This is a genomic window from Oceanobacillus iheyensis HTE831, from assembly GCF_000011245.1.
GTDB classification, from domain to species: domain Bacteria; phylum Bacillota; class Bacilli; order Bacillales; family Amphibacillaceae; genus Oceanobacillus; species Oceanobacillus iheyensis.
Genome location: NC_004193.1, coordinates 23,910 through 39,873, shown reverse-complemented (window position 1 = coordinate 39,873; position 15,964 = coordinate 23,910). Strand labels below are relative to the sequence as shown.

Sequence of the window (15,964 nt, the reverse complement as noted above, 5' to 3'; positions counted from 1 at the left end):
CTCATTAAAATTGATAAAAAGATTCGATAGGTAAGATAAATACCGTTGCTCCTCCAACCTCTACTTTTACAGGCTTTGGAATATAGGAATCTGCATTTCCACCCATTGGTGATATTGGCGCTACCATCTGTTCGCGGTGTGAACAATTATCTTTAATTATTTCTAATGCATGATCAACATCTTCATCATTACAACCAATCATTAACGTCGTATTTCCTTCTTTTAAAAATCCACCTGTGGTTGCTAGTTTTGTTGTCTTAAAATTTTGTTCTCCTAATGCATTAACAAGTCGGTTTGAATCCTTATCTTGAATCACCGTAATAATTAATTTCATTGTTACCACCCTTTTCTTTTTCATTTAAAAAAGAACTGATTATCTCCATGGTATCCTGTTCCACTGCCTCTAATGCTTGTTCCGCTTGAATCGTCTTTATCCGCTCAGGGAAACGAGCAATCACTTTTTGATATCCTTCATAAACTGCTTCATGAAACTGCATATTTTCTAGATCTAATCGGTTTCTTTCTCTATTTTTATTCGCCGCTATGCGTTCTAATCCCTTTTTTGGTTCTATATCGAAAAAAAGTGTTAAATCAGGCATGCAATCTTGAATTACAAAATGATTAATTGCATAAACTTCATCTATTCCTAATCCTCTAGCATAACCTTGATATGCTAAGCTACTATCTACAAAGCGATCACAGAGCACCACTTTTCCTTGTTCCAAAGCGGGAAACACTTTCTCCACTAAATGCTGTCTTCTAGCAGCTGCATATAATAGAGCTTCCGTTCTTTCTTCCATTTCCAGATGTTCTGGATCATGTATAATACTTCGAATTTTCTCCGATATTTTTATTCCTCCGGGTTCTCTTGTTTGAATAACATCAATCCCTTGAGCAATTAATTTTTGGAAGATATGTTGGATAACTGTTGTCTTTCCAGCACCTTCTCCACCTTCAAATGTAATAAACAAACCAGCCATATATTGTGTCTCATGCCTTCCTATATATACGTATTCCTTCTTCCCGTTGCTGAATGGTTACTCCTTGTTGAATCAAAAGCTGAATCTTTGTAATATGCGCCTTCGTAATTCTCTCGCCTTTGAGTATGACTGGAATACCAGGGGGATATGGGATCACTGCCTCTGCTGCAATTTCACCTTCACTTTGAGCAAATGGGACAAGAAGTGATGTAATGTGTTTCATTTCTTGGTATGACAATGCTAGTTCCTCTATAGGATTGGTAAAAAGCTTTGCCCCTTCTATTGTAGCATGTTTCACTGATTTTTTTAATTCTTCCTCTATCAATTGTATTGTTTTTTTCAAATAATCTTGTTCTACAAAAGGCGCTAAACCATGTATGAATAAGAATTGATTTTCTGTCGTTAACTCTGGATAAATTCCATGATATTCGAGCATCGATTCTATCTCACTTATTTTATAGCCATGTTTCACGTGGAACGTTAATTTTAACGGATCATCATGAGGTACCAATTCCCAAAATGATGCCCCGGAGAATATGTTTCTTACGTTTTCTACACTATTTAAGATACCTCGGATTTTTTCTTTTGATAATTGCGCTAAATAAAATCTTGCTACATCCAAAGAAGCCATTATCGGATAAGATGGACTACTCGACTGTAACATTTGCAAATAATAAGCAAGTCGATGTTTTTCTACACGTGAAGTGCCAATATGTAAATATGCAGCCATTGTCATAGCTGGAGCCATTTTATGTGCGGATTGTACTACAACATCTGCTCCTAACTGTAAAGCCGATTGTGGAAACATTTCAGATGATGAAAAATGGACGCCATGTGCTTCATCAACAAATACTGGAATATGATAGGTGTGTGCTAATTCAATCATGGACTGAATATCAAAAACCGCCCCAAAGTAATCTGGATAGGTGAGAATAAGAGCCTTTGCATTCGGAAACCTCAACATTGCTTGTTTTATGCTATCATATGTTGGTGCGGTATATCGTTGTAAATCATCTCTCCACTCTGGAGCTATAAATATTGGCTTTGCACCTGCAAGTTCTAAGCCATTCATAATTGATTTATGACAATTCCGTTGGACGATTACCTCATCTCCCGGATTACATGCTGCCATAATCATTGCTAGATTACCTGATGTAGATCCTCCAACTAAAAAAAATGTATGGTCAGAATTGAAATAATCTGTTGCTAGTTTTTCTGCTTCTGCGATGATCTCACTTGGTGCATGCAAGTCATCCATTCCTGCTATTTCAGTTACATCTACAGATAAAATAGAGCCAAATAATTCTCTAGCTGCTTCAGGAAAAACCGCCCCATGCTTATGCCCTGGAACATGGAATGATACCGGTCTCTTTGAACTGAAATTTCTTAAATGATCTACGAATGGCATATAAGATTGATCCAACTTCATCATCTCCCTTATTTCCTCTATTATATACAATAAAAAAAACACAAAGTCCTGTCAAAAAAGGATAGATTAGTGTTTTTTACAGCAGAAAAAAAGCCTTTGCAAGCAAAGACTCTTCACTATTTCATCGTGTTTAATTTTGAACTATGAATATAATTTTGGTTGATTCATATTTTTTAGTTTACGTAAATAGTAATTATATTTCTCTTCTCTAGGTTCTGTATGGATCATGTTATACTCACATTCCGTGCATATGAACATCGTGTACAGGTGAATTCCTTGTTCTTTTCTTTCTTCACATATACCACAACACTCTAGCTCAAAGACGTTTGTATGCTCCATTTCTCCACCTCCGTTAAAAGCTAGTATCTCCTAATCTAACGGAAAGTATACCAAAAATCTTTGAAAGCTTTTACAATACAAAGAGATGAATGGCAGCAAGCGAGCCGATACCAAACACACCTAAGAATCCTGATACAAAAACGGTAAATATATTAATCGGAATATGGAGGCCAATTGCTCCCCCAAACACATTAATAAAAAATAAGAACAACATTCCAATTCCTAGTTTAATGGTGGCCTGTCCAATATACTTCATAGGCTTCACAGGCGCTCCAACGAGTAATAGAATAATTATTAAACCAACAATAATACTTATAAATACGGTCGAACTCATCTCGCATCAACCTCTTCTCCATATCTCTTTACTGTAAAGTATGAAGAAAAACCGATTGATAGAACTATTTTTTAAGAAAAGCACAGAACAGCCAATAAAAGCATAGAGACTTCTACAAAATATTCGTTTATCGATCGATTATGTAGTGGACAGCATAACCCGAATGAAAAAAGTTTCATATTATATCATGCTACTCAATTCGATAACGAATTATTTCAATTTCTATGCTTTCCTAACATTATATATAACTAAACACGTACCGCACTTACTTTACGTATACGTGCTTCACGAATAAGAAACATATATTTAGCCTTTGCTAACTTTTCTACATGGTGACCACTTTGTGTTGGTTCAATACTTTGTTTTACAATTTGCTGAAGTTGTTTCCATTCTTGTTCTACATGGTACAGAGAATTTAATAATTCTTCATCTACATCTCTTTTTCTTAACTTTTTCCCCATTACCCTTCACCTAGCCCCTACATTCCTGCATTATTATTAAACGTCTCTTCTACCTTCTAATGCTTTTGATAAGGTTACTTCATCTGCATACTCTAGATCTCCACCTACTGGCAAACCATGAGCAATCCTTGTCGTTCGAATTCCAGATGGTTTTACTAATCGTGAAATATACATTGCAGTTGCTTCACCTTCGATATTGGGATTCGTTGCAAGTATAAGTTCTTCTACTTCCTCATCCTTTAAACGGTTAATTAAGTCAGGAACATTGATATCCTCTGGTCCAATTCCATCCATAGGTGAAATCGCTCCATGTAACACATGGTATTTCCCGTGGAATTCTTTCATCTTTTCCATTGCAATGACATCTTTTGGATCCTGAACAACACAAATAAGTGATCCATCACGGCTCGTATCCGTACAGATTGCACATGGATCTTGATCCGTTATATGGCCACATACGGAACAATGAGATAATTCTCGTTTTGCACTAACTAGTGCATTCGCAAAATTTAATACGTCATCTTCTTTCATATTCAACACAAAGAAAGCCAAACGAGCGGCCGTTTTGGGGCCGATTCCTGGCAATTTAGAGAAGCTATCTATTAATTTCGTGATAGGTTCTGGATAATACATGATGTTTCCTCCTACACAACCACAATGTTGATTTATGGTTGAACTCCTTGGTTAATAACCAATATCTACTGCAATTATGCAAAAAGAAAGAATTGTACTTTCTTAACTGCCTAAATAAGGCGTCTCGCATTAGCCAGACGCCTTTTGTCTTTGTATGCCTTATTTAGAACATTCCTGGCATATTCATGCCTTTTGTAAATTGTCCCATTGTATCGTTTGTTTTTTCATCAATTTGATTTAGTACATCATTTGTCGCTGCTAGAATAAGATCTTGAAGCATATCGATATCATCTGGGTCTACCACTTCTTCTTTAATCTCTACATCGATAATTTCTTTCTTACCACTTGCTTTTACAGTTACCATTCCACCGCCAGCAGTAGCTTCAAATGTCATTTCATGCAGTTCATCCTGTGCTTGCATCATTTTCTTTTGCATTTTCTGCATCTGCTTCATCATATTATTCATATTTCCCTTCATGGAAAATACCTCCTTTAATAGTTATCTATATTATTAATCATGTATTTCTAATAGGTCATCACCAAAAAGCTTCCTTGCTTCATCAACTACAGGATCTGATTGTTGTTCTTCAGAGTTTTCTTTTGGTTTATCCTGATTTTGAATATAATCATTACGTACTTCATTCCATGCTTGTTCTGGAATAGGGATGATAGTACGATGTTTGTCCAGACCTCCAAGTAACGATTCTGCCATTTCTCGGTGATCTAAAAATAAAGAACAGTGGATTTCATATTTGAATGCAACAATCAATGTATCATCCGAAGCAGCAGCAGGTTTACTATCTTGTATCGTAGCATGCGCAGGTGCATTTGTTGTTTTTAACTTACTTAAGAAATTAGCCCAATGCGCGTGTACATTTTTTAGTTCACTTTTTTCTGCTCTTCCTAGTGTATCACGAATTCGATCATATGGAATCTTAAAACTGTTTTTAGATGATCGGGTATTTGGTCTTCTTCGCTCCGTTGTTGTTTGTTTACTTGGTGTAGTAGATGCAGGTGGGTTTTCTTTTAATGTCTTTATATCTTTTTCCAACTGTTGCATCTTGCTTTGTAATTGCAGTACAACTTCAGATTCAGCAGAAGCGGTTGTATTATTACCAACTTCAACACGATGTTCTTGTCCATAATTAGTAATAGTAAGTAATGCAATTTCGATAAATACTTTCGGGCTATTGGACCATTTCATTTCTTGTTGGCACTGATTCAATTCAATAATCGAGCGCTGGATCCATTGGTTGGATACACGTTCTGACAGTTGTTTAAATGAATCATCTGCTACAGCTCTTTCTAGCATATCTGCAAGATTTGCCGAGCTCCTGAATAATAGAAGATCTCGCATAAAATAAATTAAATCCTGCACAAATTTCCCTGGGTCTTTACCGGTACGAATCATCTCATCCAATGCTACTAGTACCTCTTGAACATTATTTTCATTCATAGCTGAAACAACTTTATGAAGCACGACTTGCGATACGCCACCTGTAACTGCTAAAACATCTTCTAATATGACTTTCTCTTCACTATACGAAATGGCTTGATCCAGTATACTCAAGGCATCTCGCATTCCGCCTTCTGCAGCAAGCGCGACAGACTCTAAAGCCTCATCCGTAACGTGAATATTTTCTGCTTGCATTATCGTTTGCATTCTTCCAACAATCGATTGATTAGAAATTGGTTTAAAGTCAAAACGTTGACAGCGAGATATAATCGTTAAGGGGATTTTATGTGGTTCTGTTGTTGCAAGAATAAACACAACATGCTTTGGTGGTTCTTCCAACGTCTTCAGTAAAGCATTAAATGCATTTACCGATATCATGTGTACCTCATCAATAATGTACACTTTATATGGCACCGTACTTGGTGCATACTTCACTTTATCACGTATATCACGAATATCATCTACACTTGTATTGGAAGCAGCATCGATTTCAATAACATCTGATACGGATCCATCTTGAATGCCTCTACATGCTGCACATTCATTACAAGGTTCTTTTACAGGGGCATGCTCACAATTAATAGTTTGCGCAAATATTTTTGCAGCACTTGTCTTCCCTGTTCCACGTGGTCCAGAGAATAAATAAGCATGCGAAAATTTATCCTGCTCAATCGCATTTTGTAGTGTTCGAGTAATATGTGTTTGTCCTACTACATCTTCAAATGTTCGTGGCCGCCATACACGGTATAATGCTTGATAACTCATAGTTTACATTCCCCTTATTAATCTAATTTTCATTATACCCGATGAAAGGGTCTCATGTGAACCTTGGAGATGAAGAAAAGCATAGAACATCTATTTAGCAACATAGAGTCCCTCAAAACATTGAAAAGGCTATATTAGCATACTATTAACTAATATAGCCTATCCCATTCATTATACCTTTTTAAAGTTATTTTTTACGTGGAAATGCCCGTTCATATTGTTTAGGTGGAACCGCTATTCCTGTAATTTCTTCAATCGCATGGATTGCCCAATATGGATCTTTCAACATGCCACGTCCAATCGCAATTAAATCTGCATCTTCATTACCAAGTGCCGCTTCTGCAACTTTTGGATGTTCTAATACGCCAACCGCAATAATAGGTACATTTAATTCTTGTCTAAACGTACGAGCAAATCGAATCTGATATCCTGGATGATTGGCTGGTTTTCGTTTTCCTGGAGGTCCTTCTCCACCACTAGAAATATGGAAAACATCGACACCAGCTTCTTGATATTTTTTAGCAATGTCTACAGAATGATTTAGATCATATCCCTCATCCATATACTCCATCGCTGAAATACGCATGAGCAGTGGCATATCTTCTGGAATTACTTCTTTTATAGCTTGTATTACCTCTACACCAAATAAAGATAAATCTTCTCCGTATCGATCCTCTCGTTTGTTAATCAACGGAGAATGAAATTGATGTATTAAATATCCATGCGCTCCATGAATTTCAATCGTATCAAATCCAGCTTCTACTGCACGCTTTGCAGCATCTTGGAACTGTTTGACAGTTTGCTTCACTTCTTCTGTAGTCAACGCACGAGGTACTTTACTTTCAGCGGTTACAGGAATTGCAGATGGCGCAACAGGAGGTTCTGCATCTTCTGCTTTACGACCAGCATGTGCAATTTGAATTCCAATCTTCGCATCGTAACGATGAACTTCATCAACAATACGACGATATGCTGGAACATGTTCATCTGACCATAATCCCAGATCATAATCCGTAATCCGGCCATCAGGATCAACATCAGTCATCTCCACAATAATGAGTCCTGCTCCACCAACCGCACGTGATACATAATGAACAAAATGCCAATCATTTGGTATCCCATCTTTAGCATCTACAGAATACTGGCACATCGGAGCCATCACAATTTTATTCTTTAATGATAATCCTTTTATCTTGTATTGCTTATCTAATTGAGTCATGTAACCACCTCTTTTAAAGGAATGTAATTATATTACATCTTACGAGCCGGTGGTACGTATTGCAATTTATCTGCTTAATCTAATAAAACTCAAAAAGAACAAATCCATTAAACATATATGGATTTGTTCGAATAGATAATTCTAATATTTATTTTGCTTCTAAATCTTCAATGGAGTCAATATCCATATAATCTGGTACAACAATCCCTAATTTTGCACCTTCGATATTTGCTCCCATATCTACAAATTGTCCTTCAATACTTTCATAGAATTTTCTGTGTGTGTTTGGCATCCATGCTGCTAATGTTGCGTCAGCATCACCATTTGCGATTGCCTCAAATACAACAGCTACATCTACATCTGTAATTTTTACTTCAAAACCTTTAGAACGTAATACTTCAGCAACGACATTTGAAGAAGCACGTTCCGAGTCCCAAGGTGTGGAAACCAATTCTACAGTCTCACCATTACCATCCTCAACACCTTCTGTCCACGCTTCAACTTTATCTGGATTATCCTCTACCCATTGTTTTGCAACTTCTTCAATACCTTTGCCGGTTTCTGATGATTCGTACATGATACTTTCCATATCTTCTACGCTCCAGTTGAATTGGTCAATTAATTTATAGGCATTTGGATTTTCTTCTTCAAATCCTTCTCTTGCTAAGCTACGAATTTCTTCTGTATCACCATATATATTTTGTGGATCTTCTAAGTACTTAAGATTATCAAATTTTGCAAACATCCAATGTGGATTCCAACCAGTTACAACAATTGGTTCTTCATTTTCAATTGCTTTTTCCAGTTCCACAATCATTGCTGCTGTGGAAGATTGTTTTAGTTCCCATCCAGATAACTGATCATACTCTTCCATCGCTGTTTCTGTTGTTACTGTAATTCCTGCCCCAGGTTCAATACCAGTAATTGTATGTTCTACTGCTTCACTATAGCTCTCTTCTTCCGCACTATCATTGCTTGTATCATCCGATCCACAAGCAGCTAATAATAACACTAAAATTAAGCTACTAATTACTCCTAAAACCATTTTTCTTCTTTGTCTAAACATAGAAGCACCCCTTCATTAAATAAAAAATAAATTAAAAAGGCTGATATAGTTAATCAGCCTTTACTTATAATGCTATAAATTATTCAAGTTAACACGTATATGTATACGTGCACCCACTGTCGATGAAACGACCCTATGCGCTACATAAGTTCATGGCTCGGCCTAGGCTTCCCTGCGGCACACAAGAATAACCACTTACTGCTGCTTCCTTCCGGACCTGACAGGATTCGTGGGTTCCTGTTGCGCAGGACCCGGGCGTCAACACCAATCCCTTAAGTCAGACCATAAAGTCGTCCCACCTCGAGTGGGAATTCGGCCCCGCTATAGCGGATTGCGAGTACAGGGCACCGCTACCTCCCCGCTTAGCACGTATTCTCTATTATAAAGACATCATTACAAAAATGCAATGATAAAGTAATACTTCGGTTGGCGCGGGGATTATGCCAAATATATACAGATGCTATTTTAGTCATTTGTTGAAATATCTTTAGACTTTTTTTCTCTTAGTTCTTTAAAAAATTCTTTTAAAATAGTACTACATTGTTGCTCTAAAACTCCAGATGTTACCTCCACCTGATGATTAAACCGAGGTTCATTTAACAAGTTCATTATCGTCCCCGCGCACCCTGCTTTCGGATCAGGTGCTCCATAAACTACTCGCTTCATTCTGGATTGAACTATCGCACCTGCACACATGGGACAAGGCTCTAATGTGACATACAATGTACAATCTTCTAGTCGCCAGCTTCCGATTTCATTATTTGCTTCTTGCATTGCTAATAACTCAGCATGTGTAAGGGTAGCTTGCATCGACTCGCGGAGATTAAACCCTTTGCCAACAATTTCTCCATCATGAACGATCACTGCCCCAATCGGAACTTCATTCAGAATCCACGCTCGTCTTGCTTCTCTTATCGCAGCCGCCATAAATAACTCATCTTGACTCACTGATAATTCGTCTTTCACAGTATCACATCTCTTTATTTAAAGTTTTAATATAGATTTGAACGGTAATAATAATAATAGAATATCAAAGGAGGAGCTTTATGAATTTTTCATCTGAAAATACAGCTGTAGTCTTTGTTGATTTAATCAATGACTTTCAATTTGATGGTGGAGATGACCTACTTCACCACACAAAACAAATCTTACCTAATGTTATAAAACTACGCTCCTTTGCTAAGGAAAACAATTTACCTATTATCTATGTTAATGATCATTACGGCTTGTGGCAAGCTGATTTTAACAAAGTAATTGATTATTGTACGAATGAAAAAAGTAAAGAAATAATCGATAAGATTAAACCCGATGAAGATGATTATTTCTTAATCAAGCCGCAGCATTCCGCCTTTTTCCAGACTCCTCTTCATTCCTTACTTATAGAACTAGAGAGAAATCATGTAATACTTGCCGGAATAGCCGGAGATATTTGTATTTTGTTCAGTGCAAAAGATGCCTACATGTACAAAATAGACATGTCTATACCAAAAAATTGTATGGCTTCTGAACAAGAAGAAAATAATAACTACGCTTTATATTTAATGGAATCCGTCATGGATGCAGATATATCTCCAATTTAGCATAATGCATTTACCCTCCTCATATAGATAGTTAGAGACTCTATGTAAGGAGGTAGTTCCTTTGCAAATTCACGTTGTGCAACAAGGAGATAGTGTATATCAAATTGCTAATACATACGAATCTTCCGTCGCTGATATTATTGAAGCAAATGATTTAACTTCTCCTAATGCACTTGTTATTGGGCAAGCACTTGTTATTCCAATTGTTGGCCAATTTTATTTTGTTCAACCTGGTGATACGTTAACTTCTATTGCGAATCAATTTGGTTTTACCGTACAGGAAATTGCACGAATAAATGGCATATCAATAAATCAAACATTGTCTCCTGGTATGCGGATTTATATTCCACCGATTGAAAAACGCCCCATCACCTCTTATGCTTATGTAGAACCCTTCGGTGATACAGTATCCCAAACACTAGAAACTGCTGCAGAAAATAGAACTCCATACTTAACCTACCTTGCACTATTTAGTTATCAAGTAAACAGAGATGGAACATTGAAGGCTCCTCCAGCTGGCAATTTATTTCAAACAGCCAACGCAAATGATACAGCAATGGCAATGGTTATAACTAATTTGGAAGAGGGCGCGTTTAGTGATGAGCTCGGGCATATTATCGTTACCGTAAGTGCTGTACAAAATACATTGCTAACGGAAATTATTAATACAGCACTTCAACAAGGTTTTAGAGACGTACATTTTGATCTTGAATTTTTGCCGGGAGAAGATCGTGAAGCCTATAATCAATTTCTTCGAACTGCAAAAGCTCGCCTATCACAGGAAGGCTTACTTGTTTCCACTGCGCTCGCACCTAAAACAAGTGATACGCAGTCTGGACAATGGTATGAAGCACATGACTATGCTGCACATGGAGAAATAGTAGATTTTGTTGTTCTTATGACGTATGAATGGGGATATAGCTACGGTCCTCCAATGGCGGTTTCACCATTGAATTCGGTCCGTAATGTAATTGAATATGCCGTTTCGGCTATTCCACCGGAAAAGATATTAATGGGACAAAATTTATATGGGTACGATTGGACACTCCCATTTGTAGAAGGTGGTGGACCAGCTCGAGCAGTGAGTCCACAACAAGCAATACAAATTGCTATCGAAAATAATGCTGCTATTCAATTTGATCCGGTAGCTCAAGCACCTTTTTTCACATACACAGACAATTCTGGAGCAAATCATGAAGTGTGGTTTGAGGATGCTCGATCGATACAAGGTAAATTCGATTTAATTCGTGAATTTAACTTGCTTGGAATTGCTTATTGGAAGCTTGGGTTAGCCTTTCCGCAAAACTGGTTACTACTCAACGATCAATTTACCATCACCAAATTAGAATAAGAGAACAAAAATGTAAATATTCGAGTCAATTTCATAACTGCTGAATTCAATCTAAAAGCGAACGTTTAGTGGTAATTATATTTAATGTTCGGATTACAGCAATAACTTGGCTTTAATTGTAATGGAAGACGGCCACTTCTGCTCAGAATAACAGAGCTTGAAGATCAACTTAAAAAGTTTCTTCTTTTCAATTTAGCTGAGGCCGTGCCTGCTAAACCTAGCAAAAAAAGCCTCAAGGGACTTTGGTAATTCCTTGAGGCTTTCGTATACAATGATTATTTATCCTTCGAGAACTTTTAATGATTCTCGATTAAATGCAGGGATATCATCAGGTTGACGACTAGTTACCAATTGATTTTGACAGACGACTACTTCTTCGTCTTTCACTTTGGCACCTGCATATTCCATATCTACTTGAATAGATTTATAGCCAGTCGCTCCTCTTCCTTCTAGCGATCTAGCAGTAATTAATAGCTGTGGTCCATGACAGATAGCCATTACCGGTTTTTTCTCATCCATAAAATGCTTAGCAAATGTTACAAATCGATCATCTCCACGAAGGATATCGGGAGAAAAACCACCAGGTATAAATAATGCGTCAAAGTTTTCCGGATTCACATTATCAATACTTTCATCTATTGTTACACTTGTGTCATTCGACTTTCCTTTAATCGTTTTTCCTTTTTCTTTTTCAATTGTAATCACTTCATGTCCTGCCTCTTTAAAGGATTGGACAGGATCTGTGAATTCCACATCTTCAAACATATCCGTAATTACGGTTGCTATACGTTTTTTCATTATTTATCCACTCCTTTAAAATGACTTACATCATACTTAATTCCCAACTTAGATTTTTATTAAACATCAGTAACTTTTTTACTTTTTTAAACAAACTGTATCGATTATATTCAAAAAAGGCTGGGATCTCATATCCCAGCCTTTTCTCATATTATTTCATTAATCTTCTAAAGTAGATGTATCTCCTGTCGGCAAGCCAAGTTCCCAAGATTTTAGAAGTCTACGCATAATTTTTCCACTTCTTGTTTTTGGGATACTATCTTTCACTTCAATTTCTCGTGGAGCTGCATGTGCACTTAACCCTGTTTTTACAAATTGACGAATATCCTCTAATAATTCTTCACTATCTTCATAGCCTGCATTTAAGGTAATAAATGCTTTTATAATTTCTCCGCGTTCCGGATGCGGTTTTCCAATAACACCCGCTTCTGAAACAGCTGGATGCTCAATTAATTTACTCTCTACTTCAAATGGACCCACTCTTTCACCAGATGTATTGATAACATCATCCAGACGACCTTGGAACCAGAAATATCCATCTTCATCGCGGTATGCACTATCTCCAGATACATACCAGCCATTTACAAAATAGCTTTCAAATTTACTTTTATTCTTCCAGACTTCCCGCATCATCGATGGCCAACCTTCCTTAATAGCAAGGTTCCCCATTTGATTTGGCGGAATCTCATTTCCCTCATTATCAACGATTGAAGCTTCTACCCCAGGAATTGGTTTCCCCATGGATCCTGGTCGAATCTCAAGCGATGGAATGTTTACAATCAATTGTGCTCCCGTTTCAGTCATCCACCATGTATCGTGAATGCGAAGATCAAAAGCTTTTAGTCCCCATGTAATTACTTCCGGATTCAATGGTTCTCCGACACTAAGGATGTGTCGTACAGAAGAAAGATCATATTTTTTCACAGTGTCTTCTCCATGACTTACAAGCATACGCAAAGCAGTTGGCGCTGTATACCAGACCGTTACTTTATAGTCTTGTAATGTTTGATACCAATCATCTGGCGTAAATCGGCCTCCACGAATAACATTCGTCACACCATGGAGCCATGGAGCGAAAATCCCATAACTTGTACCAGTTACCCAACCAGGATCTGCTGTACACCAGTAAACATCATCTTCTTTTAGATCTAGCACCCATTCAGCTGTAGCATAATGCTGAATCATGGCATTATGCACATGAAGAATACCTTTTGGTTTTCCTGTTGAACCAGATGTGTAATGCAATAGCATTCCATCCTCTAAATCAACCCAAACAATGTCAAAATCTTCGGATGCACCTTTCATTTCTTCTTCATAATCAATAAATTTATCATCTTGTTCTGAATGATCGCCCACAAGTACAATTTTTTCTAAATGCGGGAGTTTATCTTGTGGCACACGATATAGTAGTTCTGGCGTTGTAATTAATACTCGAGCCTCACTGTCGTCCAAACGATCTCCTACTGCCTGTTCCATAAATGCTTCAAATAATGGACCAGCAATAGCGCCGATTTTTAAAATACCAAAGAATGCCTCATAGAATTCAGGGCTTCTCGGCATAAATAAAAAGACACGGTCTCCTTTTTCAATCTCGTATTTTTTCAATACATTAGCAAATTGATTACTCTTTAATCGAAGTTGTTCAAATGTTACTTTCTCTTCACGGTCAGGAGCTGAGTATAATAATGCTGCTTGATCTTTTTTAGTTGGATCAGCTGCATGTTTATCTACTGCTTCATATGCCATATTCACCTTCCCTGATTCATACCAAGAGAAATTTTTCTTGACTTCCTCCCATGAAAAGTCCTTTCTTAATGCTTCATAATCCTTTAAATTATGATTACCTTCACGTGCAGGTACTACTTGCATATCCATTTAATCACCTCACTATGATTTTGCAAACGATTACAATTCTAATTACACAAAATTATTAAAACATTTAGGTAACTGTTATCTATTTTAGAACATTTTGTGACTTTTTTAAAGTCCCTTGTCCGCTTTTTACAAAAAAAGAGGAAGAAAGCCACTCTAAAAGCGAATGGTTTTCTTCCTACTAATTTTTTTCTATTTCGCACTAGCTGCTTCTTTACGTTTTTCTCTTTCAGACAGTACATAGGCAATAGTGGCATCACCGGTAATGTTTAATGAAGTCCGTAGCATATCTAAGATACGATCGATACCAACAATTAACGCTATTCCTTCTGCTGGTAAACCTACTTGACTTAATACCATTGCTAACATAATCAAGCCCACACCTGGAACTCCTGCAGTTCCAACACTTGCTAATGTTGCAACCAATACAACCATAAGTAATTCTGAAAAGCCTAGTGGTATATCATACACCTGCGATATGAATACAGTGGCAACTGCCTGCATAATAGCAGTACCATCCATGTTAATTGTTGCACCCAAAGGTTGAACAAAACTACTAATCTCTTTCTTCACACCTAGGTTTTCCTGCGCTGTCTTCATGGATAATGGTAACGTTGCATTGGAACTTGAAGTACTAAATGCAACGGACATAGCCGGGAAAAATCCTTTATAAAAGGTAAATGGATTCTGTTTTCCTAAGAACCAAATGATTAACCCATAAACTAATAGTCCATGAACGATTAATCCAAGTATCACTGTTAACATATAACTCACCATAGATCCTACTGCGTCTAATCCTGCACCACCTATAGCAGAAGCGATTAAAGCAAAAGCACCATAAGGAGCGAATTTCATTACTACCATTACTAACCAATTTAGTATTTCATTTGCTTGTTCAAAAAGACTATGAATTCCTTGGGTTTTCTCTCCAAGGTAAGCTAAAGCAATACCAATAAATATAGCAAATGCGATTATTTGCAACATGTCTCCCGATGACATTGCTGCAATTGGATTTTCTGGAATGATGTTTATTAACGTTTCCATAATCGGAGGAGCTTCGCTCGGCTCATAGTTCGCATTCGCCGTATCGAACATCCCAGCTTCCCCTGGCTTTATGAGATAACCCAATCCTAATGCAATTGTAAGTGCAAGTGCAGTGGTACATAAGAAAAACCCAACCGTTGATACACCAATCTTACCTAGTTTAGCCGGTTCACCTAATCCAGCTGTTCCTAAAGTAATCGATACAAATACTAGTGGTACAACTAGCATCATTATTAAATTCAAGAATATTTGACCAATTGGATTTAGAAAAAACTTATCTACAGGCCCAAAAAAAGAATCAGGTGTAAATGTTAAAATTCCTCCGACAACAGCACCTGCAATAAGAGCAATTAATATCTTTTTTGTTAAACTCATGGTGTAATATCATCCTCTCTGTTTTTTCAGAAAATTCTTTCTTATATAAGTGAAATCATCTCTACTTCTTAGCTATTATGTTTGTTTGGGCATTGGGATATTAAAACGATACAATGTTCATTTGTGGAAGGAGTTTTGGATTTGGTGTGTTAATTATAGGTGAAAAATAGATTACATCCTGTGCCCGGTAGGGTTTACAATCCCCACTACACACGGTTTTAACAACCGTAAACAATATTCTATCATAAAACAATAGATTTTG

17 protein-coding genes and 1 other RNA gene are annotated in these 15,964 nt (G+C 37.1%); 2 read left to right on the top strand and 16 right to left on the bottom strand.

All coding sequences use genetic code 11. The annotated features are described in order from the left end of the window. Positions 1 to 4: 4 nt before the first annotated feature. From OB_RS00195 to tadA, 13 genes are all read right to left on the bottom strand, one after another. Entirely contained in the window at positions 5 to 334 is a 330-nt protein-coding gene (locus OB_RS00195) for a cyclic-di-AMP receptor (RefSeq protein ID WP_011064439.1), read from the bottom strand. Continuing rightward, the gene (gene tmk / locus OB_RS00190; RefSeq protein WP_011064438.1) at positions 303 to 980 is read right to left on the bottom strand and encodes a dTMP kinase; all 678 of its coding nucleotides are present in this window, start codon (positions 978 to 980) and stop codon (positions 303 to 305) included. The genes OB_RS00195 and tmk overlap by 32 nt, the downstream gene beginning before the upstream one ends. A gap of 10 nt (positions 981 to 990) precedes the next feature. Further along, entirely contained in the window at positions 991 to 2,409 is a 1,419-nt protein-coding gene (locus OB_RS18715) for an aminotransferase class I/II-fold pyridoxal phosphate-dependent enzyme (protein WP_011064437.1), read from the bottom strand. A gap of 141 nt (positions 2,410 to 2,550) precedes the next feature. Continuing rightward, on the bottom strand, positions 2,551 to 2,748 hold the full coding sequence (locus OB_RS00180; protein ID WP_011064436.1) for a sigma factor G inhibitor Gin: 198 nt from the start codon (positions 2,746 to 2,748) through the stop codon (positions 2,551 to 2,553). Positions 2,749 to 2,818: 70 nt separating this feature from the next. Beyond that, complete coding sequence (locus OB_RS00175; protein ID WP_011064435.1) at positions 2,819 to 3,082, bottom strand: pro-sigmaK processing inhibitor BofA family protein; 264 nt, start codon at positions 3,080 to 3,082, stop codon at positions 2,819 to 2,821. A gap of 248 nt (positions 3,083 to 3,330) precedes the next feature. Next, the gene (locus OB_RS00170) at positions 3,331 to 3,543 is read right to left on the bottom strand and encodes a YaaL family protein (RefSeq protein ID WP_011064434.1); all 213 of its coding nucleotides are present in this window, start codon (positions 3,541 to 3,543) and stop codon (positions 3,331 to 3,333) included. A gap of 36 nt (positions 3,544 to 3,579) precedes the next feature. Continuing rightward, positions 3,580 to 4,176, bottom strand: coding sequence for a recombination mediator RecR (gene recR, locus OB_RS00165; RefSeq protein WP_011064433.1), 597 nt, complete (start codon positions 4,174 to 4,176; stop codon positions 3,580 to 3,582). A 163-nt stretch (positions 4,177 to 4,339) separates the two neighbouring features. Then, complete coding sequence (locus OB_RS00160; protein ID WP_011064432.1) at positions 4,340 to 4,654, bottom strand: YbaB/EbfC family nucleoid-associated protein; 315 nt, start codon at positions 4,652 to 4,654, stop codon at positions 4,340 to 4,342. Between the two features lie 33 nt (positions 4,655 to 4,687). Beyond that, a complete protein-coding gene (gene dnaX / locus OB_RS00155) occupies positions 4,688 to 6,397 on the bottom strand; it encodes a DNA polymerase III subunit gamma/tau (RefSeq protein WP_011064431.1) in 1,710 nt (569 codons plus the stop codon). Between the two features lie 187 nt (positions 6,398 to 6,584). Next, the gene (locus OB_RS00150; protein WP_011064430.1) at positions 6,585 to 7,616 is read right to left on the bottom strand and encodes an NADH:flavin oxidoreductase/NADH oxidase; all 1,032 of its coding nucleotides are present in this window, start codon (positions 7,614 to 7,616) and stop codon (positions 6,585 to 6,587) included. A gap of 148 nt (positions 7,617 to 7,764) precedes the next feature. After that, positions 7,765 to 8,682 carry a glycine betaine ABC transporter substrate-binding protein gene (locus OB_RS00145; protein ID WP_011064429.1) on the bottom strand — a complete coding sequence of 306 codons (918 nt, stop codon included), beginning with the start codon at positions 8,680 to 8,682 and terminating at the stop codon, positions 7,765 to 7,767. 105 nt (positions 8,683 to 8,787) lie between these two features. Then, positions 8,788 to 9,053: signal recognition particle sRNA large type (gene ffs, locus OB_RS17915), an RNA gene on the bottom strand. Between the two features lie 94 nt (positions 9,054 to 9,147). Further along, positions 9,148 to 9,648 carry a tRNA adenosine(34) deaminase TadA gene (gene tadA / locus OB_RS00140; protein WP_011064428.1) on the bottom strand — a complete coding sequence of 167 codons (501 nt, stop codon included), beginning with the start codon at positions 9,646 to 9,648 and terminating at the stop codon, positions 9,148 to 9,150. An 80-nt stretch (positions 9,649 to 9,728) separates the two neighbouring features. Between tadA and OB_RS00135 the strand changes: the two genes are divergently transcribed. Together OB_RS00135 and OB_RS00130 are read left to right on the top strand one after the other, a co-directional pair. Beyond that, positions 9,729 to 10,262 (top strand): isochorismatase family cysteine hydrolase, encoded by a 534-nt coding sequence (locus OB_RS00135; protein ID WP_011064427.1) that lies wholly within the window; start codon positions 9,729 to 9,731, stop codon positions 10,260 to 10,262. Between the two features lie 61 nt (positions 10,263 to 10,323). Next, positions 10,324 to 11,613, top strand: a complete 1,290-nt coding sequence (locus OB_RS00130) for a LysM peptidoglycan-binding domain-containing protein (protein WP_011064426.1) — start codon at positions 10,324 to 10,326, stop codon at positions 11,611 to 11,613. 279 nt (positions 11,614 to 11,892) lie between these two features. On the opposite strand, the gene OB_RS00125 is transcribed toward OB_RS00130, so the two are convergent. The 3 genes from OB_RS00125 to OB_RS00115 form a co-directional block, all read right to left on the bottom strand. Then, complete coding sequence (locus tag OB_RS00125; RefSeq protein WP_011064425.1) at positions 11,893 to 12,411, bottom strand: type 1 glutamine amidotransferase domain-containing protein; 519 nt, start codon at positions 12,409 to 12,411, stop codon at positions 11,893 to 11,895. A 159-nt stretch (positions 12,412 to 12,570) separates the two neighbouring features. Further along, positions 12,571 to 14,286 carry an acetate--CoA ligase gene (gene acsA / locus OB_RS00120; protein ID WP_011064424.1) on the bottom strand — a complete coding sequence of 572 codons (1,716 nt, stop codon included), beginning with the start codon at positions 14,284 to 14,286 and terminating at the stop codon, positions 12,571 to 12,573. A 189-nt stretch (positions 14,287 to 14,475) separates the two neighbouring features. Then, positions 14,476 to 15,702, bottom strand: a complete 1,227-nt coding sequence (locus tag OB_RS00115) for a dicarboxylate/amino acid:cation symporter (protein WP_011064423.1) — start codon at positions 15,700 to 15,702, stop codon at positions 14,476 to 14,478. Positions 15,703 to 15,964: the final 262 nt, after the last annotated feature.

Bases quoted from the DNA above. Each gene is read 5' to 3' on its own strand.
- OB_RS00145 (WP_011064429.1), bottom strand. From the start codon at position 8,682: ATGTTTAGACAAAGAAGAAAAATGGTTTTAGGAGTAATTAGTAGCTTA.
- dnaX (WP_011064431.1), bottom strand. From the start codon at position 6,397: ATGAGTTATCAAGCATTATACCGTGTATGGCGGCCACGAACATTTGAA.
- OB_RS00175 (WP_011064435.1), bottom strand. From the start codon at position 3,082: ATGAGTTCGACCGTATTTATAAGTATTATTGTTGGTTTAATAATTATT.
- OB_RS18715 (WP_011064437.1), bottom strand. From the start codon at position 2,409: ATGAAGTTGGATCAATCTTATATGCCATTCGTAGATCATTTAAGAAAT.
- OB_RS00150 (WP_011064430.1), bottom strand. From the start codon at position 7,616: ATGACTCAATTAGATAAGCAATACAAGATAAAAGGATTATCATTAAAG.
- recR (WP_011064433.1), bottom strand. From the start codon at position 4,176: ATGTATTATCCAGAACCTATCACGAAATTAATAGATAGCTTCTCTAAA.
- OB_RS00135 (WP_011064427.1), top strand. From the start codon at position 9,729: ATGAATTTTTCATCTGAAAATACAGCTGTAGTCTTTGTTGATTTAATC.
- acsA (WP_011064424.1), bottom strand. From the start codon at position 14,286: ATGGATATGCAAGTAGTACCTGCACGTGAAGGTAATCATAATTTAAAG.
- tmk (WP_011064438.1), bottom strand. From the start codon at position 980: ATGGCTGGTTTGTTTATTACATTTGAAGGTGGAGAAGGTGCTGGAAAG.
- OB_RS00160 (WP_011064432.1), bottom strand. From the start codon at position 4,654: ATGAAGGGAAATATGAATAATATGATGAAGCAGATGCAGAAAATGCAA.
- OB_RS00125 (WP_011064425.1), bottom strand. From the start codon at position 12,411: ATGAAAAAACGTATAGCAACCGTAATTACGGATATGTTTGAAGATGTG.
- OB_RS00170 (WP_011064434.1), bottom strand. From the start codon at position 3,543: ATGGGGAAAAAGTTAAGAAAAAGAGATGTAGATGAAGAATTATTAAAT.
- OB_RS00180 (WP_011064436.1), bottom strand. From the start codon at position 2,748: ATGGAGCATACAAACGTCTTTGAGCTAGAGTGTTGTGGTATATGTGAA.
- OB_RS00115 (WP_011064423.1), bottom strand. From the start codon at position 15,702: ATGAGTTTAACAAAAAAGATATTAATTGCTCTTATTGCAGGTGCTGTT.
- OB_RS00195 (WP_011064439.1), bottom strand. From the start codon at position 334: ATGAAATTAATTATTACGGTGATTCAAGATAAGGATTCAAACCGACTT.